The 26,842-nt window shown below is 65.6% G+C and carries 22 protein-coding genes and 1 pseudogene; 12 read left to right on the top strand and 11 right to left on the bottom strand.

What is annotated here, in order from left to right:
- Nucleotides 1-755: FHA domain-containing protein (locus VEI45_RS01750; protein WP_324849528.1), on the bottom strand; the 755-nt coding region annotated here is incomplete at its 3' end.
- A gap of 365 nt (nucleotides 756-1,120) precedes the next feature.
- On the opposite strand from VEI45_RS01750, the gene VEI45_RS01745 reads away from it, so the two are divergent.
- From VEI45_RS01745 to VEI45_RS01735, 3 genes are all read left to right on the top strand, one after another.
- Entirely contained in the window at nucleotides 1,121-3,169 is a 2,049-nt protein-coding gene (locus VEI45_RS01745) for a serine/threonine-protein kinase (protein ID WP_324849526.1), read from the top strand.
- A gap of 40 nt (nucleotides 3,170-3,209) precedes the next feature.
- Entirely contained in the window at nucleotides 3,210-5,378 is a 2,169-nt protein-coding gene (gene uvrB / locus VEI45_RS01740; protein WP_324849524.1) for an excinuclease ABC subunit UvrB, read from the top strand.
- Between the two features lie 70 nt (nucleotides 5,379-5,448).
- Complete coding sequence (locus tag VEI45_RS01735) at nucleotides 5,449-6,855, top strand: MFS transporter (protein ID WP_324849522.1); 1,407 nt, start codon at nucleotides 5,449-5,451, stop codon at nucleotides 6,853-6,855.
- Nucleotides 6,856-6,913: 58 nt separating this feature from the next.
- Here VEI45_RS01735 and VEI45_RS01730 read toward each other — a convergent pair whose 3' ends face one another.
- Nucleotides 6,914-8,476: a hypothetical protein gene (locus tag VEI45_RS01730; protein ID WP_324849520.1), complete on the bottom strand. Its 1,563-nt coding sequence runs from the start codon at nucleotides 8,474-8,476 to the stop codon at nucleotides 6,914-6,916.
- Nucleotides 8,477-8,796: 320 nt separating this feature from the next.
- Between VEI45_RS01730 and VEI45_RS01725 the strand changes: the two genes are divergently transcribed.
- From VEI45_RS01725 to VEI45_RS01710, 4 genes are read left to right on the top strand one after another with little or no spacing between them, the layout of a single operon-like run.
- The gene (locus tag VEI45_RS01725) at nucleotides 8,797-9,240 is read left to right on the top strand and encodes a universal stress protein (RefSeq protein WP_324849518.1); all 444 of its coding nucleotides are present in this window, start codon (nucleotides 8,797-8,799) and stop codon (nucleotides 9,238-9,240) included.
- 15 nt (nucleotides 9,241-9,255) lie between these two features.
- Nucleotides 9,256-10,107 carry an SDR family NAD(P)-dependent oxidoreductase gene (locus tag VEI45_RS01720; RefSeq protein ID WP_324849516.1) on the top strand — a complete coding sequence of 284 codons (852 nt, stop codon included), beginning with the start codon at nucleotides 9,256-9,258 and terminating at the stop codon, nucleotides 10,105-10,107.
- Nucleotides 10,055-10,549 carry a nuclear transport factor 2 family protein gene (locus VEI45_RS01715; RefSeq protein WP_324849514.1) on the top strand — a complete coding sequence of 165 codons (495 nt, stop codon included), beginning with the start codon at nucleotides 10,055-10,057 and terminating at the stop codon, nucleotides 10,547-10,549. Before VEI45_RS01720 ends, VEI45_RS01715 begins: the two co-directional genes overlap by 53 nt.
- Entirely contained in the window at nucleotides 10,546-11,328 is a 783-nt protein-coding gene (locus VEI45_RS01710) for an SDR family oxidoreductase (RefSeq protein ID WP_324849512.1), read from the top strand. The genes VEI45_RS01715 and VEI45_RS01710 overlap by 4 nt, the downstream gene beginning before the upstream one ends.
- A gap of 13 nt (nucleotides 11,329-11,341) precedes the next feature.
- On the opposite strand, the gene VEI45_RS01705 is transcribed toward VEI45_RS01710, so the two are convergent.
- The 5 genes and pseudogenes from VEI45_RS01705 to VEI45_RS01685 all read right to left on the bottom strand — a co-directional run bounded on the left by VEI45_RS01705 (nucleotide 11,342) and on the right by VEI45_RS01685 (nucleotide 14,401).
- Entirely contained in the window at nucleotides 11,342-11,485 is a 144-nt protein-coding gene (locus VEI45_RS01705; RefSeq protein WP_324849510.1) for a hypothetical protein, read from the bottom strand.
- 16 nt (nucleotides 11,486-11,501) lie between these two features.
- Nucleotides 11,502-11,732: pseudogene (locus VEI45_RS01700) on the bottom strand (hypothetical protein); the annotation flags it as partial.
- A gap of 102 nt (nucleotides 11,733-11,834) precedes the next feature.
- Nucleotides 11,835-12,512: an MBL fold metallo-hydrolase gene (locus VEI45_RS01695; protein WP_324849509.1), complete on the bottom strand. Its 678-nt coding sequence runs from the start codon at nucleotides 12,510-12,512 to the stop codon at nucleotides 11,835-11,837.
- Nucleotides 12,513-12,661: 149 nt separating this feature from the next.
- Nucleotides 12,662-13,000 (bottom strand): P-II family nitrogen regulator, encoded by a 339-nt coding sequence (locus VEI45_RS01690; protein WP_324849507.1) that lies wholly within the window; start codon nucleotides 12,998-13,000, stop codon nucleotides 12,662-12,664.
- 12 nt (nucleotides 13,001-13,012) lie between these two features.
- Complete coding sequence (locus tag VEI45_RS01685) at nucleotides 13,013-14,401, bottom strand: ammonium transporter (protein ID WP_324849505.1); 1,389 nt, start codon at nucleotides 14,399-14,401, stop codon at nucleotides 13,013-13,015.
- A 960-nt stretch (nucleotides 14,402-15,361) separates the two neighbouring features.
- Here VEI45_RS01685 and uvrA point away from each other — a divergent pair.
- Nucleotides 15,362-18,277 (top strand): excinuclease ABC subunit UvrA, encoded by a 2,916-nt coding sequence (gene uvrA / locus VEI45_RS01680; protein WP_324849503.1) that lies wholly within the window; start codon nucleotides 15,362-15,364, stop codon nucleotides 18,275-18,277.
- Here uvrA and VEI45_RS01675 read toward each other — a convergent pair.
- The 3 genes from VEI45_RS01675 to lysX form a co-directional block, all read right to left on the bottom strand.
- Nucleotides 18,274-18,522 carry a hypothetical protein gene (locus VEI45_RS01675; protein ID WP_324849501.1) on the bottom strand — a complete coding sequence of 83 codons (249 nt, stop codon included), beginning with the start codon at nucleotides 18,520-18,522 and terminating at the stop codon, nucleotides 18,274-18,276. The two genes, uvrA and VEI45_RS01675, sit on opposite strands and share 4 nt — an antisense overlap.
- A gap of 31 nt (nucleotides 18,523-18,553) precedes the next feature.
- Nucleotides 18,554-20,026 (bottom strand): alpha/beta hydrolase, encoded by a 1,473-nt coding sequence (locus tag VEI45_RS01670; protein WP_324849499.1) that lies wholly within the window; start codon nucleotides 20,024-20,026, stop codon nucleotides 18,554-18,556.
- A 77-nt stretch (nucleotides 20,027-20,103) separates the two neighbouring features.
- Nucleotides 20,104-23,430, bottom strand: coding sequence for a bifunctional lysylphosphatidylglycerol synthetase/lysine--tRNA ligase LysX (gene lysX, locus VEI45_RS01665; RefSeq protein WP_324849497.1), 3,327 nt, complete (start codon nucleotides 23,428-23,430; stop codon nucleotides 20,104-20,106).
- A gap of 396 nt (nucleotides 23,431-23,826) precedes the next feature.
- On the opposite strand from lysX, the gene infC reads away from it, so the two are divergent.
- The 4 genes from infC to VEI45_RS01645 all read left to right on the top strand — a co-directional run bounded on the left by infC (nucleotide 23,827) and on the right by VEI45_RS01645 (nucleotide 25,913).
- On the top strand, nucleotides 23,827-24,426 hold the full coding sequence (infC, locus tag VEI45_RS01660; protein WP_324849530.1) for a translation initiation factor IF-3: 600 nt from the start codon (nucleotides 23,827-23,829) through the stop codon (nucleotides 24,424-24,426).
- A gap of 20 nt (nucleotides 24,427-24,446) precedes the next feature.
- Complete coding sequence (rpmI, locus tag VEI45_RS01655) at nucleotides 24,447-24,641, top strand: 50S ribosomal protein L35 (RefSeq protein ID WP_324849495.1); 195 nt, start codon at nucleotides 24,447-24,449, stop codon at nucleotides 24,639-24,641.
- A gap of 65 nt (nucleotides 24,642-24,706) precedes the next feature.
- Nucleotides 24,707-25,096 carry a 50S ribosomal protein L20 gene (rplT, locus tag VEI45_RS01650; protein WP_324849493.1) on the top strand — a complete coding sequence of 130 codons (390 nt, stop codon included), beginning with the start codon at nucleotides 24,707-24,709 and terminating at the stop codon, nucleotides 25,094-25,096.
- Between the two features lie 31 nt (nucleotides 25,097-25,127).
- On the top strand, nucleotides 25,128-25,913 hold the full coding sequence (locus tag VEI45_RS01645) for an RNA methyltransferase (RefSeq protein WP_324849491.1): 786 nt from the start codon (nucleotides 25,128-25,130) through the stop codon (nucleotides 25,911-25,913).
- Here VEI45_RS01645 and VEI45_RS01640 read toward each other — a convergent pair.
- On the bottom strand, nucleotides 25,910-26,842 hold a 933-nt coding region (locus VEI45_RS01640), incomplete at its 5' end, for an oxygenase MpaB family protein (RefSeq protein ID WP_324849489.1). The two genes, VEI45_RS01645 and VEI45_RS01640, sit on opposite strands and share 4 nt — an antisense overlap.

The raw sequence follows: 26,842 nt of genomic DNA, 5'->3' as shown, positions 1-26,842 counted from the left end.
ATGTCGTTGTCGCTGGCACGACCGATGGTGACCGAACCCGCCAACTTCGCGGGCGCCGACGATCGCTGCGACAGGAACTTCACAAACCTCGTCGCAAGGTTTGAGACGTCGCCGGATCGCGCGCCGACGACGGTCATCTCGGTGGGTGCCACGATGTCCTGCGGCGCCGGCGAACCGGCATTGACCACCGTAATGTCGGCGGGCGGGGGGCCCGGCGGTGTCGGTGGCACATGCACGTCGGTCGGCTGGTCGCGCGTCGGCTGTCGCGGTGCGTTGCGCGAGTGCGGAGCCGGATGGGCTCGCGGCGCAGCGGGGCGGGCGGGCCTGGGCCCGCCTTGTCGCGGACCGTCGACCTGGCCTGGTGGGTATGAGCGCGGCGGCCCGGACGGGGGAGGCGTCGACCATGAGATGGTGGACGGCTCGGTGTCCCGCGGCGACCCAGACGGCGGCCGACCTGTCCTTCCCCGATGCTGTCCGACCTCGAAGCTCAGCTGCGGTCCGCCGGCATTGCCGATGTTGATGCTTTGGCCGTCGCGAATGTCGATCACCGGCCTGCGGTAGCCGTTGACGAACGTCCCGTTCATCGAACCGTTGTCGATCGCCAGCCACTTGCCCTGTTCGAAGCGCAGGATCAGATGCGCGCGGGAGATCCGCGGATCGACGATGCGGATGTCGGCATCCGCGTCGCGTCCGATGACCACGTCATGGCCGGCGGTAAACGTATGTTGCGACCCGTCGTGCCAAATGGTCAGCATGGGCGGGGATGATCGGCTCACCATTTCAGTATCGGTTGCCGCGCAGGCGAGCTTCCACGCGACGCACCTGTGACTTGCCTATGTTTCGTGCTGGTCGGCTCTGTGAGCCCGCTCTGAGCAGGCCGGCGCCGATACATAGCCGTTTCATAAGTGGCACCAACCCAGGCAACCGCATCGGCGGGCATCATGCGAAGAGTGAGTGAACCGCGTGCATCTGCGTCCGGGCCGGCTTCGGCCGATACAGCGCCGGTGGTTGACATCCTGAAAGTGTCTGGCGTGCAAACCTTTCCGCGGGACTCTTAATTGGAGCAAGGGTCCGCGCCGCTGCGCGCAGCGTGTTTGACGATAGGAGGGGGTGACGGCAAATGGATGAGGAGACGAACAACACCACGGAACGCTGGGATGTCGACCGGCGACCGGTGAGCGCCCAGCAGCGTGTGCGCAGTGTGCTGCGACGCGGTTATCAATCCCTTCCGCATCTGGCTGTCACCGAACTTCTCCACCGCGTGCCGCTGATCGGATCGATGCCGAATCGCAACGACGCCGCGGGCGGCGAACGTGGCCAGGCCAGCGGCCCGTCCGCCGGGATGGGGAACCGTACCGCTTTTGCCGGCTACTCGATCTTGCGCCCGTTGGGCTCCGGCGGGATGGCCGACGTCTATCTTGCTAAGCACCCGCGCTTGCCGCGGCGCGATGCGCTCAAAGTCCTGGCCAAGGAAATGACGGTCGACGGCGAATTCCGTGAACGATTCAACCGGGAAGCTGATCTGGCGGCAACGCTTTTCCACCCGCATATCGTCGCAGTGCACGACCGCGGTGAGTTCGAGGGCCAACTCTGGATCGCGATGGACTACGTCGAAGGCACCGACGCAGCTCGATTGGTGAAAGAGCGTTACCGCAAAGGCATGTCAGAACACGACGTCGGCGCAATCATCGACGCGGTCGCGGGTGCACTCGACTACGCCCACGTGCGAGGGATGCTGCACCGCGACGTGAAACCCGCCAACATCCTGCTCACTCATCCCGAGGATGAGGAACGACGGATCCTGTTGGCGGACTTCGGGGTTGCGCGTCAGCTCGCCGACATCAGCGGAATCACCGAGACCAATGTCGCGGTGGGAACGGTTGCCTACGCCGCTCCCGAACAGTTGGTCGGGGGCAACATCGACGGGCGGGCCGACCAGTACGCGTTGGCCGCCACCGCATTTCACCTGTTGACCGGTGTGCCGCCGTATCGGCATTCCAACCCGGTCGCCGTGATCGGCCAGCATCTGCACGCGGCTCCGCCCAGGCTCAGCGACCACCGTTCGGATCTGGCTCGCCTCGATGACGTGTTCTTCAAAGCCCTCGCGAAGGATCCCGCGGACCGATTCGATCGGTGCCGGGACTTTGCCGCCGCCTTCAACGACAAGGCCACCCGCCGCGGTTCTTTCATGCGTCGCGGCACCGCGTCGGCGAAGCGCGGCCGCAGGTTTTCGCTCAAGACCGGCATCGCCGCCGCGACAGCGATCACGCTGGTCGTTGCGTTGACAATCACCTGGGCCGTTTCGTTTTTCTCCTGGGACGACCAGCCCGCGTCGAACCCTGCGTCACCGCCTCGGTTCAATGCGACATCGTCGGCGTCCGCTGTGCTACCCGGTTCGGGCCCGACTGCCGCCAAACCGGTACTCGACGGCTCTTATCGGTTGGACTACGACCGCGCGAAGCAGTCGTCCAACGGCGTCATCCCGAACAATGGCGCGCAAACCAGTTGGTGGGCCTTCCTTTCCGCCTGCACGTCCACCGGGTGCGCGGCCACCGGGACCAAGCTGGACAACGTCAACCACGAAGCTGCGAAATCCACCGGCACCGGTAACACCGGCGTTCTGCATTTCGTCGACGGACACTGGCAGAGCGCGCCCCGTGAGCTACAGACACAGTGCCGCGAAGCACACGGAACGCAGACGGCGACGCAGGCCGAAACCGTGGTGTGGTCGTTGACGCCGCAACCCGACGGCACGCTGCGCGGCGTGCAGACTCAGACCGTGCAGAGCAACGAGTGCGGCGCGCAAGGTGCGATGCTGCGGATTCCGGTCCTTGCGACACGGGTTGGAGACGTTCCCCCGGATGTCGCCGTGGCCGATCCCGCGCAGGCTTCTGCGAACACGGCGGTGCCCGCCACGGCATCGTCTGCGCCGGTGCTCGGCGGCGTGTGCAGCGATGTCGACAAGCTCGCTTACGACTCCACCGCCAATACCCAGATCGTTTGCGAGGCCAACACCTGGGACAGAGCACCTGTCACTAGCGGGGTGCATTCCACCGGGACGTCCTGCGACGAGCCGAACGTCCCCGTCTTCGCGATGTCGAAGTCGGACGACGGGTACCTGATCCAATGCGATCCGGGGACCCTGGTGTGGACCCGTCAGCACGGATGACATCCTCCGGCTGTCGGTGGTCGGGCCTACCCTGGTAGCCATGGCTTTCGCTACCGAGCATCCGATTGTCGCCCACTCTGAATACCGCCCTGTTGAGGACATGGTGCGCGCCGGTGGGCACTTCGAGGTGGTCAGCCCGCATGACCCGGCCGGCGACCAGCCGGTGGCTATCGAGGAGTTGGAGCGGCGAATTCTCACGGGGGAGCACGACGTCGTGTTGCTGGGTGCCACCGGTACCGGGAAGTCGGCGACTACCGCATGGCTCATCGAGCGGCTGCAGCGCCCGACCCTGGTGATGGCGCCGAACAAGACGCTGGCCGCTCAGTTGGCCAACGAGCTTCGAGAGATGTTGCCGCACAACGCCGTTGAGTACTTCGTCTCGTACTACGACTACTACCAGCCAGAGGCGTACATCGCGCAGACCGACACCTACATCGAAAAGGACAGCTCGATCAACGACGATGTGGAGCGGCTGCGGCACTCCGCGACATCGGCACTGCTATCGCGGCGCGACGTCGTGGTGGTGGCTTCGGTGTCGTGCATCTACGGCCTGGGCACGCCGCAGTCCTACCTGGACCGCTCCGTCGAGCTGCAGGTGGGCAGCGAGGTGCCGCGCGACGGGCTGCTGCGGCTGTTGGTCGACGTGCAGTACACCCGCAACGACCTGTCGTTCACTCGTGGCTCGTTCCGGGTGCGGGGCGACACCGTCGAGATCATTCCCTCCTACGAGGAATTGGCCGTCCGCATCGAATACTTCGGTGACGAGATCGAAGCGCTGTACTACCTGCATCCGCTGACCGGTGACGTGATCCGCAAGGTCGACTCGCTGCGCATCTTCCCGGCCACCCACTACGTGGCCGGACCCGAGCGGATGGCTCACGCGATCGCCACCATCGAGGAAGAACTTGCCGCGCGGCTCGCCGAACTCGAGGGCCAGGGCAAGCTGCTGGAGGCTCAACGGCTGCGCATGCGCACCAGCTACGACATCGAGATGATGCGCCAAGTCGGGTTCTGCTCCGGTATCGAGAACTACTCGCGCCACATCGACGGCCGTGGGCCCGGTTCGCCGCCGGCGACGCTGCTCGACTACTTCCCGGAGGATTTCCTGCTCGTCATCGACGAGTCGCATGTGACCGTGCCGCAGATCGGCGGCATGTACGAGGGCGACATGTCCCGCAAGCGCAACCTCGTCGAATACGGATTCCGGCTACCGTCCGCGTGCGATAACCGGCCGCTGACCTGGGAAGAGTTCGCTGACCGGATCGGTCAGACGGTGTACCTGTCGGCGACCCCGGGCCCATACGAGCTCAGCCAGTCCGGCGGGGAGTTCGTCGAGCAGGTGATCCGGCCTACCGGCCTGGTCGATCCGAAGGTCGTCGTCAAGCCCACGAAGGGCCAGATCGACGACCTGATCGGTGAGATCCGCAAACGGAGCGAAGCCGACGAGCGCGTGCTGGTGACGACGCTGACCAAGAAGATGGCCGAAGACCTCACCGATTACCTGCTGGAAATGGGCATCCGCGTGCGCTACCTGCACTCCGAGGTGGATACGTTGCGCCGGGTGGAACTGCTGCGCCAGCTGCGGCTGGGTGACTACGACGTACTGGTCGGCATCAACCTGCTCCGAGAGGGGCTGGACTTGCCCGAGGTGTCGCTGGTGTCGATCCTCGATGCTGACAAGGAAGGCTTCCTGCGGTCGTCGCGCAGCCTGATCCAGACGATCGGCCGGGCCGCCCGCAACGTCTCCGGCGAAGTGCACATGTATGCCGACACGATGACCGACTCGATGAAAGAGGCCATCGACGAGACCGAACGTCGGCGCGCCAAACAGATCGCCTACAACGAGGCCAACGGCATCGACCCGCAGCCGCTGCGCAAGAAGATCGCCGACATCCTCGACCAGGTCTACCGCGAGGCCGCGGATACTGAATCCACCGGGGCCGTCCAGGTCGGCGGATCCGGACGCAACGCGTCACGTGGCCGGCGGGCGCAGGGTGCGCCCGGCCGAGCGGTCAGCGCGGGGGTGTTCGAGGGGCGCGACACCGCAGGCATGCCGCGAGCCGAGTTGGCCGACCTGATCAAGGACCTCACTGAGCAGATGATGGCCGCGGCGCGGGACCTGCAATTCGAGCTGGCCGCCCGGTTCCGCGACGAGATCGCCGACTTGAAGAAAGAACTGCGCGGAATGGACGCAGCCGGTCTGAAGTGATCGGCCGCCGACGCGCCCCTGAGGTCGGCGCCTTGAACTCAACCGCGGTTGAGTTCATAGCGTGGTGTACGTGACCGACGCGGCGAGCACCACCGAGACCGCCGGCGGTTGGCGTGAGCTGCTGGGCGCCCGGTACCTTGGCACGTCGACGCTGCTCGCCGGCGGAGTGGCGCTGTACGCGATCAATGAATTCCTGACCATCAGCCTGCTGCCGAGCACCGTCGCCGACATCGGCGGTGAACGGCTCTTTGCCTGGGTGACAACCCTCTACCTGGTCGGGTCGGTGGTGGCGGCCGCCGGGGTCAACGCGGCACTGCTGCGTTTCGGGGCGCGTCCGTCATACCTGCTGGGACTGGCGGTCTTCGGGATCGGCAGCGTGGTGTGTGCGTCGGCCCCCAACATGGAGGTGCTGCTGGCGGGCCGTACCTTGCAGGGGGCAGCCGGCGGGCTGCTGGCTGGCTTGGGCTATGCGGTGATCAGCGCCGCCCTGCCGCAAGCGCTGTGGACCCGGGCCTCCGCATTGGTATCGGCAATGTGGGGCGTCGCAACGATTGTCGGGCCAGCCACGGGTGGCTTTTTTGCCCAGTTCGGGCTGTGGCGTTGGGCGTTCGGTGCGGTGGCGATGCTGACTGCTGCGATGGCCGCGCTGGTCCCGACGGTGCTGCCCGCCGGCCGTGCCGGTCCAAGCGGCGCTGCGCCGATGCTGAAAATCCCGGTGTGGTCGCTGCTGCTGTTGGGAGCGGCCGCGCTGACGGTTAGCGTCGCGCAGGTTCCGCACAACAGCGTCGCGACGACAGCGCTGGTTGTCGCCAGCCTGCTGCTGGTTGTCGTGTTTGTTGCGGTCGATCGGCGGATGTCGGTCGCGGTGTTGCCGCCCAGCGCATTTGGTTCCGGCCCGCTCAGGTGGATCTACCTGACGATGGCGCTGCTGATGGCTTCGGCGATGGTCGACATGTACGTGCCGTTGTTCGGGCAACGACTGGCGCATCTGGTTCCGGTGGTGGCCGGTTTTCTGGGCGCCGCGCTGGCCGTCGGCTGGACCGTCAGCGAGATCGTCAGCGCATCGCTGGGCAGCGGCCGCGTCATTGCCCACGTGGTCGCCGCCGCACCACTGATCATGGCCGTGGGCCTTGTGTTAGGCGCGGTTACCCAGGTGGATAACGCGCCGGTGGGCGTTGCCGTCGTGTGGGCGCTGGCGTTGACGATCACCGGCACGGGCATCGGGGCGGCCTGGCCGCATCTATCGGCGTGGGCGATGCGGTTCGTCGACGAGACGGAAGAAGGCGGGGCCGCCGCCGCGGCGATCAACACGGTGCAGCTGATCTCTGGGGCGTTCGGCGCAGGCCTGGCAGGCGTGGTCGTCAACAGCGCGCACGGCGGCGCCGTGATGGCTGCCCGTTGGCTGTTCGCGGTGTTCGCGGCACTGGGCGCGGTCGGCGCGGTGGCGTCCTACCGCGCCAGCCGGGGACAGCGCTGACCGACGAGGTCGACTTGGGTTCCGGCACAAGCTATTTCGTTGGCCGATCGGCGCCTTGTCAGCGGATCGACTTGATGACTTGGGTGCGGTGGAGTTGCCAGCGCTCGACGATGTGGAACCCGATCAGCTTCGGCGTCCAATACGCAGGTGCGCGTCCTAGCACCCGCCCAGGTCGCAACGATTTCCCGCTTTGGTGGTCCGGCAAGGTGGTGTCATGTGTGGAAATCGTCCATAGCGTCGTGCATTGGTACAGCCGGCCTACCACCAGCCACACCGCCACGTGGCCGTCCCAGAGGGTGCCACGCTCGGGTGCGCGCTGACCACGGCCGACGTCGACCAATGGCCGGAAGGCCGTCGGACGGGCCGCAAGCAGCGCGCGGATCGGCCCGGGTAGCCAACTCACCGTGTTATCGACCAACAGGCAATCCCCGGGTGCGGCGTGGGCGCTGATGACGTCGGCGACGTCGCTATAGTCCCAGCCTTCCTTGGCATAGCGCTGCCGTTGGGACAGAAGATAATTCGGGAAACCCGCCACGGCGAGCAACACCAGGACCACGGCGATCCACCGCGGTCGTCGGGCAACCGCGACAATGCAGACGGCTATTACCACCGCAGCCGCAGGCGCGGTGAAGAACATATATCGCGGGCAGTAGAAGGGCTCGGTGAGCGCCGAGTAGATCAGGCTGACGGTGGGGGGCACGACAATCCATGCCGCGCAAGCCGTCAGCAGCCGGCGGGTATCGCCATCGCATTCCCATCGGCCGGTCAACCGAAATGCGAGCGCGGCCACCAAAATGATCGCCGTCAGGATCGCGAACGGGACGCTGTTGTCGAAAAACTGGTGCTGCAGAACGTCGATCACGCTGTGCCAACTGAGCCGTGAGATCCAGGCAACCTGAAATCTCTGGCCGTGCGCAAACAGCATGAACGGCGTCATGATCGCCGCCACCGCCGCCGAGGTGGCGGCCCACCAGATCACAACGGATTTGCGGCCCCCGATCATCGGCACCATCACGGCGTAGGCCGGCACCAGCAACACCAGGTAGACGTTCAGCAGTATCGACAGCAGTAGGGCCACCGCGTATAGCAGCCACAGCCACCCCCGGTTTCGCCGTATCGCGGTCACCAGCAGCACGGTCACCCAGATTGCGGCGACCGCCGTCAGCGCATAGGAGCGGCCCTCGACGCCGGCCCAGGTCACGCGCGGCAGGATCGAGAAGACGACGCCCGCGCAGACCGCGGTCCGGCGCGACGAGAACTGCTTGGCGAAGACAACCACGCCGGCGGCCGCGGCCCCAAGCGCCAGGCAACTGGGAACCCGGCACCAGAACTCGGTCTGTGGGAAGACTGCGAACCAGCCGTGCATCAGCAGGTAGAACAGGCCGTGCACGGCGTCGATATGACCCAGCATCCGCCACAGGTCGGGCACTGAGCGACTCGCCGAAGCGGAGATCGTGGCGCTCTCGTCAAACCACAACGACGGCCGGCTCGCCCCGGCGGCGCTGATAACGGCGGCCAGCAAAGCGACCGCCAGCGGGTCGAACAGCCTGCCGCGACGCTGCGGCTGCGAGTAGCTCGGGGCAACAGCCGCCTTGGGCTGTTCGATCGTCGGCGTGATCATGATGTGTGTCACTGTAAGGGTTCTGTGGTGAATCTGATTAACCGTCCGGCCTGGTCATAATTCGGTTTGCTGAACGGCGCTGAATGCGGCGGGCTGCCCATCGCGGCGTGGTTGGGGCAAATGGGTTGCACGCCAAAGGATTTGAGTCCTATTAGCTTCTCGTCGATGGCGGCGCCGGTGGGATTGAGGTCCGCGGGCACCCCGGGGCGGCTCGGTACGGCCGGGTCAAGGCTGTGCAGCGTGTCTCAAATCGGACCATCTGGATCAGGCAAAGCGATACTGTCTTGGGTTGGCGTAGCAACCGACAACTGGGAGGGTAAATGAGCGCCTATCGGACCGTGGTGGTAGGAACCGACGGGTCGGACTCGTCGCTGCGCGCGGTAGAACGGGCAGGCACCATCGCCGGGGCGGACGCGAAGCTGATCGTCGCGACGGCCTACCTGCCCGAACACGAAGATACGCGGGCCGCCGACGCCCTGAAGGACGAAAGCTACAAGGTGTCGGGTAGCGCCCCGATCTACGCGATCCTGCGTGAGGCCAAAGATCGGGCCCACGCCGCGGGCGCCAAGAATATCGAAGAACGAGCAGTCGTCGGCGCCCCGGTCGATGCGCTGGTCGGGCTCGCAGAGGACGTCGGCGCCGATCTGCTCGTTGTCGGTAACGTCGGCCTGAGCACGATTGCGGGCCGGCTGCTGGGATCGGTGCCGGCCAACGTGTCGCGCCGGGCCAAGGTCGACGTGTTGATCGTGCACACCACCCCATAACCGCTATTCACCCCGGTGCTCGATACCGCGAAGTACGGCCCGTGGGCGCTGATCGCGGGCGGCTCGGAGGGTGTCGGCGCCGAATTTGCGCACCTTCTCGCCGAGGCGGGTTTGAACCTGGCGCTGGTAGCCCGCAAGGGTGACCCGCTGCAACAGACCGCCGATCGGTGTCGCCGGCACGGTGGCGAGGTACGGACCGTGCAGGCCGATCTGAGCGCCCCCGCCGCCTGCGCCCGCATCGCGGCAGCGACCTCCGGGCTCGACGTGGGCCTGCTGATCCTGGTTGCGGGGGCAAATACGCACAGTCATGAGTTCCTCGACGCTGATCTGGCCGGGTTTCAGCACGTCATCGACCTGAACGTCTCGACGCCGCTTGCCCTGGTGCACCACTACGGACAGGCGATGCGCGCCCGGCGGCGCGGCGGCATCGTGATGCTCGGGTCGCTGGCCGGCTACCTGGGATCGGCTCGACAAACCGTCTACGGCGGTGTCAAGGCGTTCACCAGGATCTTCGCCGAGGGGCTCTGGTTGGAGCTGCGCGACCACGGCGTCGACGTGCTGGAACTGGTCCTCGGCGTCACCAGGACACCGGCGATGGAACGGGCCGGCTTGAATTTCGACGCCCCCGGGATCGTCGTCGCCGAGCCCGCGGACGTGGCACGTGAGGGACTGGAATGGTTGGGCCGCGGGCCCGTGCATGTCATCAGCGGCAACGACGAGATCGTGGCCATGCACAACGATTCCGATCGCGCCGGGGCCGTTCTCGGCGCTCATCGCACAATGCAGAGGCTGCTGCAAGCCGAGAGGAAGCGAGATGAGGGTAGAGGAGCGACTCGCCCTGCTGGAACAGCGGCTGGGCCGGGCTGAAGACGAACTGGCCATCGCTCGCTTAATGGCGTCCTACGGACCGCTGGTGGACGCCGGTGACGCCGACGCGGTCGCCGGGCTGTGGGCAGAAGACGGCGAGTACGACGTCGACGGCTGGCACATGCGTAGCCGGGCCGACGTTGCCGAGATGGTGCGATCGCCGGCTCACCAAGGGCTGATCAGCGGCGGTTCCGCCCATTTCCTGGGCCCGGTGCGCGTCGACATCGACGGCGACGAGGCCGTGGCGGTGTGCGAGTCGATTCTGGTTCGGCACAACGAGGACGGCAGCGGCTACCGGGTGTGGCGGGCCGGCGCCAACCACATCACGCTACGGCGGGCGGCGGCGGGATGGCAGATCGTCAAACGCACCACCCGCGCACTGGACGGCTCGGCAGATGCACGCGACCTGCTGGCCGCGGGCGCGCTGGGACGGCCGGCGTGACCGGGCAGTTGGACGGCAAGGTGGCGCTGATCACCGGGGCCGGAGCCGGCATCGGTGAAGCCATTGCGCGCCGGTTCGCCGAGGAGGGTGCCAAAGTCGTGGTGGCCGAACGCGACGAGCGCACCGGCCGCGAAGTCGCCGACGCCATCGGCGGATTGTTCGCCCATGTCGACGTCGCGGTCCGCGACCAAGTCGAAAATGCTGTCGCGCAAGCGGTTTCAACGTACGGCTCGATCGACGTCGTGGTCAACAACGCCTGGGGCGGCGGCTCGATCGGCCGGGTGGAGAACAAGACCGATCGGCAGCTCAGCGACGGCATCGCGGTCGCCTATTACGGGCCGTTCTGGGCCATGCGGGCCGCACTCCCGAATATGCGGGCACGCGGTTGGGGACGGGTGATCAACATGTGCAGCCTCAACGGGGTCAACGCGCATATGGGCACCCTGGAGTACAACGCGGCCAAAGAGGCGTTGCGCGCCTTGACCCGCACCGCCGCGCGGGAGTGGGCGCCGTTCGGCGTGACGGTCAATGCCATCTGCCCGGCGGCCAAAAGCGTGGCTTTCATGCGCGCGCTCGGCGACAACCCGGAGATTGCAACCTTCGCCGACGCGATGAATCCGATGGGCCGGATCGGAGACCCCTACCTCGATATCGCCCCGGTCGCGCTATTCCTCGCAGGCGAGGGCTGCCGTTACCTCACCGGCAACACGCTCTTCGTCGACGGCGGGAGCCACATCAACGGGGTGGCCTGGACGCCCGACCTCGACGCCGCGCCGTAACAGGGCGCAGGCATCACGCGGTGTTGAGATCGTGCCGCTCCAGGCGGAACGTTCGGCTCAACCGGGCCGGTCGCGTCGTGAGCGTCACCTCCACCGCTCCACCGGGCGTGACGACGTAGCGTTCTTCGACATCCGGGCGGTCATCGCTGCGCCGCACCGGGCGGCGCCGCAGGCGACGCGTCGAATGTCCCGCCGCCGAGGTCGAAACCCGCCGCGGACGGCTCGTTGAGCAGCGCGATCACCTCGAAGCCCGCCTGCGTGAAGGCGTCCACCGTCAGGAAGCGTTGGGCGCCGGAGGCGTTGGCGGCGATGAGCGACGACCACGTGTCGATCCCGTCGAACGACGCGACGGGATAGTTTCTCCGTCGACGACTGCCGACCGTGTGCGTTGTGCCGAAGTCAATCCACCCTCATCGCGGTAAGTTTAAGCGCTGCAACATGTTTCGCGACCGCTATGCACCAACCCCGGTCACGCCGCTGGGTTTGTCGGAAGTCGCTCCCGCGGCTTACCAGCCGCGCTCGCGCCACTCTGCAAGGCTGGGGCGCTCGGCGCCCAACGTGGTGTCGTCACCGTGGCCGGGGTAGACGACGGTGGCGTCGCCGTAGACATCGAACACTCGGGTGGTGACGTCCTCGAGCAGTTGCGTGAAGTCGCCGGGCTGCCAGGTCTTGCCGACGCCGCCGGGGAACAGGCAGTCGCCGGTGAACAGCTGGGTGACGCCGCCGGTGGCGGGACCGTCGAGGGCCAGCGCGACCGATCCGGGCGTATGCCCCCGCAAATGGATGACGTCGAACGTCAGCTTGCCGATCTGCACGGTGTCGCCACCCGCCAGCAGGCGGTCCGGCTTCACCGGCAGCGGGTCGGCATCGATTTTATGCGCGGCGGTCGGCGCGCCGGTAGCCTGCGCCACGGCTTCCAACGCCTGCCAGTGGTCGAAATGCTGGTGACTGGTGATGATCAGGGACACCTTCGGGGCGTGGTTGCGCACCAGGTCGATCAGAACGTCGGCGTCATTGGCCGCGTCGATCAGCAGCGTTTCCCCGGTCGCAGAACACGTCACCAGGTAGGCATTGTTGTCCATCGGGCCCACCGACGCTTTCACGATCGACACGCCCGGAAGGGTGCGTTTTGCGGCGGTACCCGGTTCGACGTGCCCGGTGTAGTTGTCGTTCACGGAAGTCATCGGCGCCACTCCTCGATCCCGGCTGCGCCGACATCATCGTCGTCGGCGCGAGTCATACCGGCCACCGTACTGCCCGACGGTTGCTTGCCCCACGGGGCTGATACTGGTCTAGTCGATGCGCGTCGAGTTCGGGTGTGCTGATTGCTGTCTCAAAGGGCATCTGAACCGCGTTCGCCGGTTCGCACCCGGGTCAGCGACTCGACAGCGGTTACCCAGACCTTGCCGTCGCCGATCTTGCCGGTGCGTGCGGCACCGACGATGGCCGCGACCACGACGTCGACATGTTCGTCATCCACGACGACGTCTACGCGTGCCTTCGGAACGAAGTCGACCTCGTACTCGGCACCCCGGTACACCTCGGTGTGCCCTTTCTGGCGCCCGTAGCCCCGGGCTTCGGAGTAGGTCAAGCCGTGCACGCCGGCGTTGGTCAGCGCGGCACGGATGTCCGCGATCGTAAACGGCTGGACGATTGCGGTAATCAGCTTCATGTCATCAGGCTTTCAGTGCGTCTGGCCGCCGCTGACGAGGATGTCGTCGGGGTAGGCCTCCTCCAAGTGCACGCCGATGTCGCCCTGTTCCAAGACTTCTTCGGGTGCACGCAGTTTCATGAACAGGCCAAGAAACTTCAGGATGGCGAACGTAACGAAGGCGTCCCAGGCGATGATGGTGAGCGCCGCGCAGAGTTGGACCAGAATTTGTGCCGGATGATGGCCCCACAGCCAACCCGCGTTGGTGACGTCCTTGACGTCTTTGCCGTTGCCGAGGTAGATGACGATGTGCGGGTCGGCCAGCACCCCGACCAGCAGGCCACCGGTCAAGCCCGCCGCGCCATGGGTGTGCACGACGCCGAGGCTGTCGTCGACCTTCCTGAACAGGCGGGTGCGGCCCAGCCAGTTCCAGGACATCCACACCAGCGAGCTGGCTACCACTCCGATGATGAGGGCGCCGAAGGTGTTGACGAAGCCGGCGGCGGGGGTGATGGCCACCAGCCCTGAGATCATGCCGTTGATGCCGCCCAGCAGGGTGGGTTTACGCTCGCGGCTCGCGAAGATGTCCCAGATCACCCAGGTCAGCAGCGCCACCGCGGTGGCCAGGTTCGTGTTTATCACGGCCAAGGAGGCATTGGTGCCAGCGAAGTAGGGGTCACCGCCGTTGAACCCGTTCCAGCCCAACCACAGGATGCCCGCCCCAACCGCGGCTATCGGCAAGTTGTTGGGCACGGCGCGTTCGCGGTCGCGGGCCAGTCGGGGCCCTATCACCGCGGCTGCGACAAACCCGCTGGTGCCGGCGGCCAAGTGGATTACGTACCCGCCGGAGTAGTCCAGCGTTCCGGTGCTAAAGAGGCTACTGATGCCGGTGTGCGGCTGAGCCCAAAAGCCCCCACCCCACACCAGGAAGGCGTTCACCGAGTAAGCAAACGTCGACCATAGCGGCACGAAGATCAGCCACACCTTGAAGTTGATTCGGCCCACCACGCTGCCCAAGAACAGCAGCGGGGTAATTGCGGCGAATACGAACTGGAAGTAAGCCAGCGTGGTCTCGGAGAACCGAAATTTGGGCATCGCCCCGTCGAGCAGCGGGATGACCGCCTGGTGCTGGTTGTCGGCGCCCAAGATGCTGCGCGGCTTGCCCACCGCGGCCTGCAGGATGCCCGGGCCGAACTTTTGAGGCTCCCCGAAGCCCATCTTGAAGCCCCACAGCACCCACACCACCAATACCAACGAAAACCCGGTGAACGCCATCAACATCGTGTTGACCGCCCACTTCTTTTGGACAAGGCCGCCGTACAGCACTGCAATACCCGGAATGCTCATCAAGCCGACCAGGGTCGCGGCCACCAATTGCCACGCATTGTCTCCGGGGCTAAGCCAGTCGGGATAAGGGTTCATGCCGGTCCACCCTTCGGTCGCTGCCGCGGTGCCACACGCGAGTGGCCAGACTATCGCGCCGTTGGGTTTCGGTCAGAAAATTAAGTGTTAATTCTAGATTTCTGCTTGAACCCAGACCTCCGCTCCACCGCGGCCGGCCGGCGTCGGCTACGCCCGCTCTGTCTCGAATAATTCAATGTGAACTAACAGATTCCATCCGGGAATTACGTGATATGACATCGGAATCCATATTGGTGCAGCCGGCTGGCCCCCCAAACTGCTATTGGCGCGCCGGCGCTTCCGTGGACGGACTCAACTGCATCCATTGCGTTCCAATGGGAGCGTGGGATCAACGGCTTCGCTAAGGGCAACAGGTCGAGCTAACTTGCCCGCGTTGCCCGCTATGGCAGAATCCCCGCGATTCGACACTGCGCCTGGACTGCTTTCGAGTGGGCGTCGTGCTGGGTGGAGACAGCGCGACACCAGTCGTGTGCTTCTGCACCACATGCGTGCTCGACTGCGCTGCCCATCGAACTCGCGATCGTGACATTTACGCAGCTGTCGCCGGATCGGCCATATCCGGACGAGTGGCCCGTCAGCGTCCACGTCACCACCGCCGCCGCGATCAAAGCAACGAAAACGGCGGCCGCTATCAACATGGCACGACGTTCGCCAGGCGTCAGCGGGTTGGTCGGTGGGGTCTTGCCTGTGTTGACCGTCGGCGGCTCCTTCGTCCGGAGAGCTCGATCGATCAACAATAGAGGCGCTGCTGCTCGCGCGGCGCGCTCCCAACGTCGTAGATCGGCGTCAGGGTGACATCTTGACCGTCGAGGACGATGTCCGTTCGTATCGAGATCTTCTGTGAGGGCGGGAAGGCGGTCAAACTATGTCAGAGGGGACACCTAGCATGGACACGGTAGTGTGTCCGGCCGGATTGCGGCGCTGATACGGCGCTGGGAGCGGCCCGGTGAAAGGGGCTGAGTGGCTGACCGCCTGATCGTCAAAGGTGCGCGTGAGCACAACCTGCGCAGCGTCGACCTCGACTTACCGCGCGACGCGCTGATCGTGTTCACCGGGCTGTCCGGTTCAGGCAAGTCGTCGCTGGCGTTCGACACCATCTTCGCCGAGGGCCAGCGACGTTACGTGGAGTCGCTGTCGGCCTACGCCCGACAGTTCTTGGGGCAGATGGACAAACCCGATGTCGATTTCATCGAGGGGCTGTCCCCGGCGGTGTCCATCGACCAGAAGTCGACCAACCGCAACCCGCGGTCGACGGTCGGGACGATCACCGAGGTTTACGACTACCTGCGACTGCTGTACGCCCGCGCGGGCACTCCGCACTGCCCGGTCTGTGGTGAGCGGATCGCCCGCCAGACGCCGCAGCAGATCGTCGATCAGGTGCTGGCGATGCCGGAAGGCACCCGATTCCAGGTCCTCGCTCCGGTGGTGCGGACACGTAAGGGGGAGTTCGCCGACCTGTTCGAGAAGCTCAATGCCCAGGGATACAGCCGCGTCCGGGTTGACGGCGTGGTGCATTCGCTGACCGATCCGCCCAAGCTGAAGAAGCAGGAGAAGCACGACATCGAGGTGGTGGTGGACCGCCTGACGGTCAAGCTCGCCGCCAAGCAGCGGCTCACCGACTCGGTGGAAACCGCGCTGAACCTGGCGGACGGCATCGTGGTGCTGGAATTTGTCGACCACGAACACGACGCCCACAACCGGGAGCAGCGGTTCTCCGAAAAACTCGCCTGCCCTAACGGGCACCCCCTGGCCGTCGACGACTTGGAGCCGCGGTCCTTCTCGTTCAACTCGCCGTATGGTGCCTGCCCGGAGTGCGCCGGCCTGGGAATCCGCAAGGAGGTCGACCCTGACCTGGTGGTGCCCGACCCCGATCGCACCCTGGCCGAGGGGGCGGTCGCGCCGTGGTCGATGGGCCACACCGCGGACTATTTCACCCGGATGATGGCCAGCCTCGGCGAGGCGATGGGCTTCGACGTCGACACGCCCTGGCGCAACCTACCGGCCAAGGCGCGCAAGGCGATCCTGGAGGGCTGCGATGAGCAGGTGCACGTTCGCTACCGCAACCGTTACGGCCGCACCCGGTCCTACTACGCCGACTTCGAAGGCGTGCTGGCGTTCCTGCAGCGCAAGATGGACCAGACCGAATCCGAGCTGATGAAGGAGCGCTACGAGGGCTTCATGCGTGACGTGCCGTGCCCGGTGTGCGACGGCACTCGACTCAAGCCGGAAATCCTGGCCGTCGCATTGGCCGCGGGGGAGCGTGGCGCGAAGTCCATCGCCGAGGTGTGCGAACTGTCCATCTCGGACTGCGCGGATTTCCTGAACGCGCTCACCCTGGGCCCGCGCGAACAAGCCATCGCCGGTCAGGTGCTCAAGGAAATCCAGTCGCGGCTGGGCTTTTTGCTCGACGTCGGGTTGGAGTACCTTTCGCTCTCCCGTGCGGCGGCCACGCTGTCCGGCGGTGAGGCGCAGCGCATCCGGCTGGCCACCCAGATCGGCTCCGGCTTGGTCGGCGTGCTGTATGTGCTCGACGAGCCGTCGATCGGCCTGCACCAGCGTGACAACCGCCGGCTCATCGAAACCCTCACCCGCTTAAGGGATTTAGGAAATACGCTGATCGTCGTCGAGCACGACTTGGACACCATCGCGCACGCCGATTGGGTTGTCGACATCGGCCCGGGGGCCGGCGAGCACGGCGGTCGCATCGTGCACAGCGGCACCTACGCCGAGCTGCTGCACAACAGCGACTCGATCACCGGCGCCTACCTATCCGGCAAGGAAAGCATTGCCACCCCGGCGATCCGGCGGCCTGTTGACAAGCGACGTCGGCTCACGGTCGTCGGCGCCCACGAGCACAATCTGCGCCAAATCGACGTGTCGTTTCCGCTTGGCGTGCTGACCTCGGTGACCGGGGTATCGGGCTCCGGCAAGTCGACTCTGGTCAATGACATTCTGGCCGCGGTGCTGGCGAACAGGCTCAACGGCGCCCGACAGGTCCCGGGCCGGCATGTCCGGGTCACGGGGCTGGACCATGTGGACAAGCTGGTCCGCGTCGACCAGTCGCCGATCGGTCGCACGCCGCGCTCCAACCCGGCCACCTACACCGGGGTGTTCGACAAGATCCGCACCTTGTTCGCCGCGACCACCGAGGCCAAGGTTCGTGGCTATCAGCCGGGCCGATTCTCGTTCAACGTCAAGGGCGGCCGCTGCGAGGCGTGCACCGGCGACGGCACCATCAAGATTGAGATGAACTTCCTGCCAGATGTGTACGTGCCGTGCGAGGTGTGTCACGGCGCCCGCTACAACCGGGAAACCCTTGAGGTGCATTACAAGGGCAAGACCATCTCCGAGGTCTTGGACATGTCGATCGAGGAGGCCGCTGAGTTCTTCCAGCCCATCACCGGCATCCACCGCTATCTGCAGACTCTGGTCGATGTCGGCCTCGGGTATGTGCGACTCGGTCAGCCGGCGCCGACGCTGTCCGGCGGTGAGGCGCAGCGGGTCAAGCTGGCGTCCGAGTTGCAGAAGCGCTCCACCGGACGCACCGTGTACATCCTCGACGAACCCACCACCGGCTTGCATTTCGACGACATCCGCAAGTTGCTGGACGTGATCAACGGCCTTGTCGACAAAGGCAATACGGTGATAGTCATCGAGCACAACCTGGACGTGATCAAGACATCGGACTGGATCATCGACATGGGACCGGAGGGCGGTGCCGAAGGCGGGACGATCGTCGCCGAGGGCACACCGGAGGACATCGCGGCGGTGCCGGAAAGCTACACCGGTAAGTTCCTCGCCGAAACACTCAGTGTCGCCAGCGCATCGACTGACGCACCGCGGCGTGCGAACGGGCGACGAAAGGTCAGCGCCTAACTGTCGTCGTGCATCGACTTGCGGATTTGGGCCAGCCGCTCGGCAGCCGCCCGCTGCCGCTCCTGGTACTGCTCCTCGACGTCTCGGCCCTCGGGGCTCTCGGCATCCAATTCGGCTGCGCCGATTGATGTCTCGTACCGCGTCTCGATCTTTTCGCGGACCGATTCGAAGGTCGGAATGCCCGAACTGGTGTAGTCCGGGTCGACGTTGGACTCGGCAGCGGAACTCGTCGGCTCATCGGGCATGGTTTCACGTTACCCCTGCGATCAAGTGGTCCTACCTGCCGACCGACTCAGTGCGCGGCGCCAGTGCGGACATCGGCGACGGGGACGTAGTTGGCAGCGCGATCAACGGCACCTCGGGAGTGTCCAACTCGCCGGCCAGCCAGGGCAGGGCCTTGGCGAAAGCCCTACTCGCGAATGGCCAGTCGTGTTTGCCCGGCTGGGCGACGATTGCGCAATCGATGCCGTTGGCGCGGCCCAGTCTGCACAGCCGCTCGGCGGCAGCGGTCTGGTCGTCCGGGTACCGGATATTGTCCTGACCGCCCAACCCGATCGCGCCCGTGGCGGCCACCGTGAGGCTGTGATACCGCTTCGGCGCGTTGTCCGACGAAATGTCGAACCAGCCCGAGACGTCGTCGTATCGACCGTGCCTGGTGATCACCGTGGCCGGGTCGAACGCCTCCCACGCGTCGGTGCTGCCGCCGAACAGCCGAGCGATGGTCTGCGCCTTGGTTCCGGTGTCCGGGCCCATGTTTCCGGCGATGTCGACGAATGAGCTGAACAACTCCGGGTGCATGACCGTGAGATCCACCGCGCAGGTGCCACCCATGGACCAGCCGACGATGCCCCACCGCGATGGATCGGGGCTCACCCCAAAGCTCGAGACCATATAGGGCACCACGTCTTTGGTCAGATGATCGGCCGCGTTCCCACGGGATCCGTTGACGCACTCGGTGTCGTTGTTGAACGCTCCGCCGGAGTCCGCGAAGACGAACACCGGCGCGTTTCCGTCGTGTGCGGCCGCCAGGTCGTCGATCGCCTTCACCGCATTGCCCGCCCGCGCCCAATCAGCGGGCGTGTTGAACTCACCGCCGATCATCATCACCGTCGGCAGCTGCGGCGGCGGAGAACTGCCAAACCATGCTGGCGGCAGGTACACCAACTCGCCGCGATGCTTGAAGTGAGAGGCGTGGTCGGGGATCGTCACCGGCACCAAACTGCCGTGCTGGGGCTGGATGCCGGTGGACGCCAGCGCGTTGACGGTCGTCAGGTCGGTCTGGTCAGGCAACGGACCGGCGGTGAGCTGATTCCACGCAGTCTGCACGGTAGGGAAGTAGCCGACCCACAGGTTGACCACCAGTCCCGTGCTGAGCAGACACAGCGGCACGGCCAGCAGCGATGCGCCACGCCGCCACCAGGCTGCGCTGGGCCAGCCCAGGACCAAGATCGCTATGGCTGCGCCGCTGAAAGCGATCCACCACCACAACAGGTGCGGCGCGGGGTCGTCGGCAAGGCCGTCGGTGGTGATGTACCAGTGAGCCCAAGCAGCCACCCCGGCTCCTACGGCTGCAGCCGCCGGTAGCCACGTCAGCCGCCAACGGCGCGACCGCCACCCGACCGCCAGCAGCAGCACTGTCACGGCGACGGCCTGGATCGTGCCGGGTAGCCAGCCGTGCATCAATGAGGTGTGGTGCTCGGCCAGCACCGAGAACGCAAGGCTCGTCGTTGAACCCGTCACATAGTCCATTGTGGTACGGATTGCGGGCTTTGAGCACGAGTTTCACCGATCGGTTGGTCAAGCGGTATTCGCGTTACCCGGCGTCGCTATCGCGGCTTCGCCAGGGGGAAGGGCAGCGTCTCGCGGATGCTGCGGCCCGTGATGAGCATGACGACGCGGTCGACGCCCATCCCCAGACCTCCGGTGGGCGGCATCGCGTATTCCATCGCATGCAGAAAATCCTCATCGAGCTCCATGGCTTCGGGGTCACCACCGGCGGCCAGCAGGGACTGCTCCTCCAGGCGGCGCCGCTGCTCCACCGGGTCGGTGAGCTCGCTGTAGGCGGTGCCCAGCTCGACGCCCCACGCCACCAAGTCCCAGCGCTCGGCAATGCCGGGCTTGCTGCGATGCGGTCGGGTCAGCGGCGACACCGATAGGGGGAAGTCGATGTAGAAGGTCGGTTGCTCGGTTCGCTCCTCGACCAGATGCTCGTAGAGCTCCAGCACCACCGCGCCGGCGTCCCACCGCGCCAGATACGGGATGTGCGCGGCATCGGACAGCTTGTGCAGCTTGGCCAAACTGGTCTCACCGTCTATGTGCTCACCGAGCGCCTCGGATACCGCGTCGTGCACCGTCTTTACCGGCCACACACCGGAGATGTCGACCGCTTCGAAGCTGTCATCGGCGGTGCCCGGGCGGGGCCGCAGCACCACCTGCGCGCCGTTCGCCGCCTCGGCGGCGTTCTGGATCAACTCGCGGCAGCCGTCGATCCAGTCGGTGTAGTCGGCGTGCGCCTGATAGGCCTCCAGCAGGGTGAACTCCGGGTTGTGGCTGAAGTCGACCCCCTCGTTACGGAACGCCCGGCCGAGTTCGAAGACCCGCTCCACTCCGCCGACGCACAGCCGCTTCAGATATAGCTCCGGCGCAATCCGAAGGTAGAGGTCGAGGTCGTAGCTGTTGATGTGGGTATTGAACGGGCGGGCGGTTGCGCCACCGTGAATCTGCTGCAGGATCGGGGTCTCGACTTCCAGAAAACCCCTGGCGTCCAACGTTTCTCGGATGGCACGCAGCACGCGGCTGCGAGCCACGATCAGCTCGCGCGACTCGGCGTTGACCGCCAGGTCGACATAGCGGCTACGCACGCGCGCTTCGGGATCGGTCAGCCCCTTCCACTTGTTGGGCAGCGGCCGCAGGCACTTGCCGATCAGTCGCCAGCTGCGAACGATGAGTGATCGGGTCCCGGTCTTGCTGTATCCCATCTCCCCGGTCACTTCGACCAAGTCGCCGAGATCGATGGCCTTGGTGAAGTCCGCGGTGCGCCCGTGCTGCAGAACTGAATTCTCCAGCAGCAGCTGCACTTCCGCTGACCAGTCGCGCAGTTGGGCGAACAGCACACCGCCGAAGTCCCGGATCCGGAGCACGCGCCCCGACACCGAGACCGCCGCCCGGTCGTCATCGCCGCCTAATGCCTGGGCGACCGTGTGACTCGGCGCCTGACCCACTGGGTAGGCGTCAATACCGCTGTCCTTCAGCTTCTTCAGCTTGGACAGCCGGACGCGCATCTGCTCTGGCAGCCGGCGGTCGCCGTCTTCACCCCCACCGAGGTCGGTCTGCTGCAACGCGGAGACGTCTGGTGCCGAGCCGTCGTGGCGCAAGAGCCCGGTTGCCAACAGCGTTGGCGGCACGGACGAGTGATGGCCCGTGTGCTGCTTGTTGCGCCGGGTGAACGGCAGCACGAGGAACCCCTCCGCGATCACCGATGCGACGCCCACGCGGGGAATCAGCCGAGCATCCTCGTAGCAGGCGTAGCGCGGTACCCAGTCGGGTTGATACTTCATGTTCGAGCGGTACAGCGTCTCTAACTGCCACCACCGCGAGAAGAACACCAAAAATCCGCGCCACAATCGCGCCACCGGGCCTGCACCCAGTTGGGCACCCTGTTCGAACGCCGACCGGAACATCGCGAAGTTCAGCGAAATACGGCTGATGCCGATGCGCTCAGCGTGCAGAGCCAGCTCGGTGACCATTAGCTCGATGGTCCCGTTGGGAGAATCCGGCGACCGGCGCATGAGATCGAGCGAAACGCCGTTGCGGCCCCAGGGCACCAGCGAAAGCATCGCGACCACGGTGTTGTCGGGTTTGACGGCTTCAACCAGAAGGCAGTCACCGTCGGCCGGGTCGCCGAGCCGGCCCAGCGCCATCGAGAACCCACGCTCGGTTTCGGTGTCCCGCCATGCATCCGCACGGGCGAGCACCCGCATCATCTCGGCAGGCTCGATGTCGTGGTGGCGGCGGATGCGTACCGCCAGCTCGGCTCGGCGCGCCCGCATCACGGCCTGGCGTACCCCGCGCATCTCTCGGCCGGAGAGCCTGAACTCGGCCGTGTGCAGAATGGCCTCGTCGCCCAGTTCCAGCGCGTTCAGGCCGGCCTCGCGAAACGCCTTAGCCCCTGCCGAACTGGCACCCATATTCCCGGGCGCCCAGCCGTAGGTCTGGCACAGCGCCAGCCAGGCGTCGATCGCCTGCGGCCACGCGCGTGGGTCGCCGATCGGGTCTCCGCTGGCCAGACAGACTCCGACCTCGACGCGGTAAGTGATCGCGGCACGACCGCTCGGCGCGAAAATCACCGACTTGTCTCGGCGGGTGGCGAAGTAACCCAGGGAGTCGTTCTTGCCGTACAGCTCGAGCAGCCCGCGGATAGCGGATTCGTCCTCGCCGGTGAGCGCGTTTTCCGCGCGCTGGGATTGGAAAAGGACGATCGCCGCGGCGATCAGCGCCATCGCGCCGAACAGTCCGAAGAGTGCGTTGAGGAAGACGGGTGGCCTGCCCTCAAACGAGCCAGGGTCTACGACGGCGAATCCGACCACCCGGTTCACCACGTAGAACAGCCGGTCGTCCCGTGCCAGCGTGCGGGGAAACGTCTCGACCAGTGCCCAGGACAGCAGGATTCCGATCGCCCAGCCGGTGACCAGCACGGCGGCCGCCTTGAAGAGCGCACCTGAGCGGACCTTGGCCCAAAACTCTCGGTAGGCCAAAACCAGCACCACTAACGCGGCCAGATGGAAACCGAGCCCCAGGGTCTCGCCGACCCTCTTCAGTGAGGTGATGCCATCGGCCGCTAGACCGGCGATGTTCAACCCGGCAGCCAGCACCAGGTTGAGGACCAATAGCCACCAGGCGATGCGCTTGCGCGCAGTGAGCGCGCCGGCCAACAAGGCCAGCACGAACGACCACGCGAAACTGGTGTCCGGAAAGTTGAACAGGTAGTCGTTGATGAATTCGCGTGGCACCTTGATGACCCAGCGGATCACCGGCGACACGCTGGCGATCAGCGACAGCGTGGCGATGACGCCAACGGTCCACCCGGCGGCTACGGGCACCCAGCGGAGCCGGGAAGTCGAGCGGCTCCGCGGGCGAGACGCGGTTAGGGTCACAGACCGCGAGGATATTCGGTCAAGCTATGGAATGCCTATGTCCGGAAGGCACGGAATTGCACGTGTCGGCTGCTCGGCGGCGCTCGGTGGCCGACTCGCGCGTCCTGACTGCTAGACTTGCCTGCGCGACCGTCTCCGGCGAAGGCCAGAGACAGCAAGTGGAGTCCCACTCCCACCGTTGGCCACGAAATCGTTTACCAGGCTCAGCGGTCCGGTCACTGGCACACCAGCTGTGCCGGTTCTGCATGATGCAGGCGGCTTCGGCCGTGACCGGTCGGCACCGGGCCCTGCTTACGCAGGGCTTTTTTTGCTGATGGTGTGGTGTTTTCACCGCTGAATCCGGACGGATCAGGTGGCGGTGGCAATAGGAAAACATTATCGAGCCCAGGAGGCCCCATCAGCACTGAGACCCGCGTCAACGAACGCATCCGCGTACCTGAGGTCCGTTTGATCGGCCCAGGAGGGGAGCAGGTAGGCATCGTGCGTATCGAGGATGCTCTCCGCGTCGCCGCGGATGCCGATCTCGACCTCGTCGAGGTTGCGCCAAACGCCAGGCCACCGGTCTGCAAGATCATGGACTACGGCAAGTTCAAGTATGAGGCGGCGCAAAAGGCGCGCGAGTCTCGCAAGAACCAGCAGCAGACCGTCGTCAAAGAGCAGAAGTTGCGACCCAAGATCGATGATCACGACTACGAAACCAAGAAGGGCCACGTGATCCGGTTTCTGGAGGCGGGATCGAAAGTCAAGGTGACCATCATGTTCCGCGGACGTGAGCAGTCGCGGCCCGAGCTGGGCTACCGGCTGCTGCAGCGCCTGGGCTCCGACGTCGCCGACTACGGATTCGTCGAGACGTCGGCCAAGCAGGACGGACGCAACATGACGATGGTGTTGGCACCGCACCGCGGCGCGAAAACTCGTGCGCGTGCAGCCCAACAGGCCGGTGGCCCCACGCCCCAGGCCGCACCCAACGGCGAAACCGAACCATCGCCGAACTGATACAGCAGAACTGAGGACATATGCCCAAGACCAAGACCCACAGTGGCGCGTCAAAACGATTCCGGCGCACCGGCACCGGGAAGATCGTGCGTCAGAAGGCCAATCGCAGGCACCTGCTCGAGCACAAGCCGAGCACCCGAACGCGACGACTGGACGGCCGTACCGCTGTGTCCGCCAACGACATCAAACGGGTCAACAAGTTGCTGAACGGCTGACCCACGCCCGTAAAGAAGACAGCGGCGTAACCACCATTACGTCCAGACGACGATAGGAACACCTAATGGCACGCGTAAAGCGGGCAGTCAACGCCCAGAAGAAGCGGCGCACCATTCTGAAGGCCTCAAAAGGCTATCGGGGCCAGCGATCCCGTCTCTACCGCAAAGCCAAAGAGCAGCAACTGCATTCACTGAACTACGCCTACCGCGACCGCCGTGCACGTAAGGGCGAGTTCCGCAAGCTGTGGATCTCGCGGATCAACGCGGCGGCACGTGCCAACGACATCACGTACAACCGGCTTATCCAGGGCCTGAAGGCCGCCGGTGTGGAGGTCGATCGCAAAAACCTTGCCGAAATCGCCGTCAGCGATCCGGTGGCGTTCACCGCGCTGGTCGGTGTTGCGCGGGCCGCACTGCCCGACGATGTCAACGCGCCCTCCGGAGAGGCTGCCTAACTCCGCCCGGCGGTTGAAGATTTAGCACCCGGTGCTCACCGAACGATCGACCCGGGTAGTCGCTGCGGTCAAACTTCACCGGCAGGTCGCCCGGCGCCGATCGCGGCGCTTCCTGGTGGAGGGCGCGCACCTGGTCGAGTCCGCGTCCAGCCACGGACTGATCCGCGAAGTTTTCGTAACCGAGGCGGCTGCACAGCGGTACGCCGCTCTGGTCGGCCGGCAAGACGCCACAGTCAACCTGGTGACTGAGCGCGCCGCAAAAGCCTTGTCCGACACCGTGACTCCGGCCGGTTTGGTGGCCGTCTGCGAGCTGCCCGAGCTCAGCTTGGACGGTGTGCTGGTCGAGCAGCCCCGGCTCGTCGTGGTGGGGGTGGAAATCGGTGAGCCAGGCAACGCGGGCACATTGATCCGCATCGCAGACGCGATGGGCGCCGCGGTGGTGATCTTCGGCGGGCATAGCGTCGACCCGTACAACGGCAAATGCCTACGCGCGTCGGCTGGCAGTGTCTTCTCCCTACCGGTCGTCGTCGCGCCGGATACCGGCGCGGCTGTCACCGCGCTGCAGGCTGCCGGGCTGCGGGTACTGGCCACCACGGTGGACGGTGAGTTGTCCCTTGACGATGTTGACCTCGCTGGACCGACGGCGTGGCTGTTCGGGGCCGAGGCTCACGGCCTGTCACCTCAGCTGGCCCAACAAGCCGACAACCGGGTGGCTATTCCGATGTCCGGCGGTGCGCAAAGCCTCAATGTCGCTGCGGCGGCGGCGATTTGTCTCTACCAGAGCGCACGAGCTCAGCGGGCGAACCCGAACCCCTAGGCGGCCTTGCCGCGACCCCGCGCCGGCCGCAGCCCGGCCAGCGAGAAAGTGGTGTGCACCAGCGACCCGGCACGCTCGATGATGCTTCTGGACAGCGGGCTCCGGGGAGGGAAGTAATGCATCGGCAGCCCGCGGCGGTCCCGCGGCGGCGCCATGAAGCTCGGTGCCTCTACCAGCGGGGCGTCCACCGCAGCCCGGCCCTCGGTCCGCCGATAGGCGGCCAGCGCACGCGGATGTAACCGGATCTCGTCGGGTACCGCCAGGAATGCCAGCTCGACCATTTTGCCGAATAGCCGCAGCACCACTTCGTCGCCCGGCGTCCACCGCATGCCGGCCTTCTCGCGAACTGACGGCTCGAACAGCCCGGCCGCGATCCAGCGCTGGCCCGCCACTAGCGGCCTGAACAGCTGGTCCCACACCGGGGTGGGCATCAGCACGAATTTCGGCTTGGGAATACGTATTCGAAAGATGTCCAGGGTGGCCTGATTGATCTCCAGCTCATCGCGGCAGACACGCTGCCAGTACTCCTGGAAGTGCTCCCACGACTTGGGCACCGGCCGCATGCTCATCCCGTACATCCGGTACCACTGCACATGCTCATCGAACAGCTGGCGCTTCTCGGCTTCGGTCAACCCGCCACAGAAGTGCTCGGCCACCTTGATCACAAGCATGAAGAACGTCGCGTGCGCCCAGTAGAATGTCTCCGGGTTCAGCGCGTGGTAGCGGCGGCCGGTCGCGTCGACTCCCTTGATGGTGTGGTGGTACTGCTTGATCTGCTCGCCAGTCTGGGCCGCCCGGTTCCCGTCATAGACGACGCCCATGATCGGATACACCGAGCGCGCGACCCGTTGCAGCGGCTCGCGCAACAGGATCGAATGCTCCTCGACGCCGGCGCCCAATTCCGGATACATGTTTTGGATCGCGCCGAT

Source organism: Mycobacterium sp., assembly GCF_035623875.1.
Lineage (GTDB): Bacteria > Actinomycetota > Actinomycetes > Mycobacteriales > Mycobacteriaceae > Mycobacterium.
Note: the sequence above shows the minus strand (reverse complement) of the source record. Positions and strands in the feature narration are given on the sequence as shown.

Bases quoted from the DNA above. Each gene is read 5' to 3' on its own strand.
- VEI45_RS01745 (WP_324849526.1), top strand. From the start codon at position 1,121: ATGGATGAGGAGACGAACAACACCACGGAACGCTGGGATGTCGACCGG.
- uvrB (WP_324849524.1), top strand. From the start codon at position 3,210: ATGGCTTTCGCTACCGAGCATCCGATTGTCGCCCACTCTGAATACCGC.
- VEI45_RS01730 (WP_324849520.1), bottom strand. From the start codon at position 8,476: ATGATCACGCCGACGATCGAACAGCCCAAGGCGGCTGTTGCCCCGAGC.
- VEI45_RS01725 (WP_324849518.1), top strand. From the start codon at position 8,797: ATGAGCGCCTATCGGACCGTGGTGGTAGGAACCGACGGGTCGGACTCG.
- VEI45_RS01715 (WP_324849514.1), top strand. From the start codon at position 10,055: ATGAGGGTAGAGGAGCGACTCGCCCTGCTGGAACAGCGGCTGGGCCGG.
- VEI45_RS01695 (WP_324849509.1), bottom strand. From the start codon at position 12,512: ATGACTTCCGTGAACGACAACTACACCGGGCACGTCGAACCGGGTACC.
- VEI45_RS01690 (WP_324849507.1), bottom strand. From the start codon at position 13,000: ATGAAGCTGATTACCGCAATCGTCCAGCCGTTTACGATCGCGGACATC.
- VEI45_RS01685 (WP_324849505.1), bottom strand. From the start codon at position 14,401: ATGAACCCTTATCCCGACTGGCTTAGCCCCGGAGACAATGCGTGGCAA.
- VEI45_RS01675 (WP_324849501.1), bottom strand. From the start codon at position 18,522: ATGCCCGATGAGCCGACGAGTTCCGCTGCCGAGTCCAACGTCGACCCG.
- VEI45_RS01670 (WP_324849499.1), bottom strand. From the start codon at position 20,026: ATGGACTATGTGACGGGTTCAACGACGAGCCTTGCGTTCTCGGTGCTG.
- rpmI (WP_324849495.1), top strand. From the start codon at position 24,447: ATGCCCAAGACCAAGACCCACAGTGGCGCGTCAAAACGATTCCGGCGC.
- rplT (WP_324849493.1), top strand. From the start codon at position 24,707: ATGGCACGCGTAAAGCGGGCAGTCAACGCCCAGAAGAAGCGGCGCACC.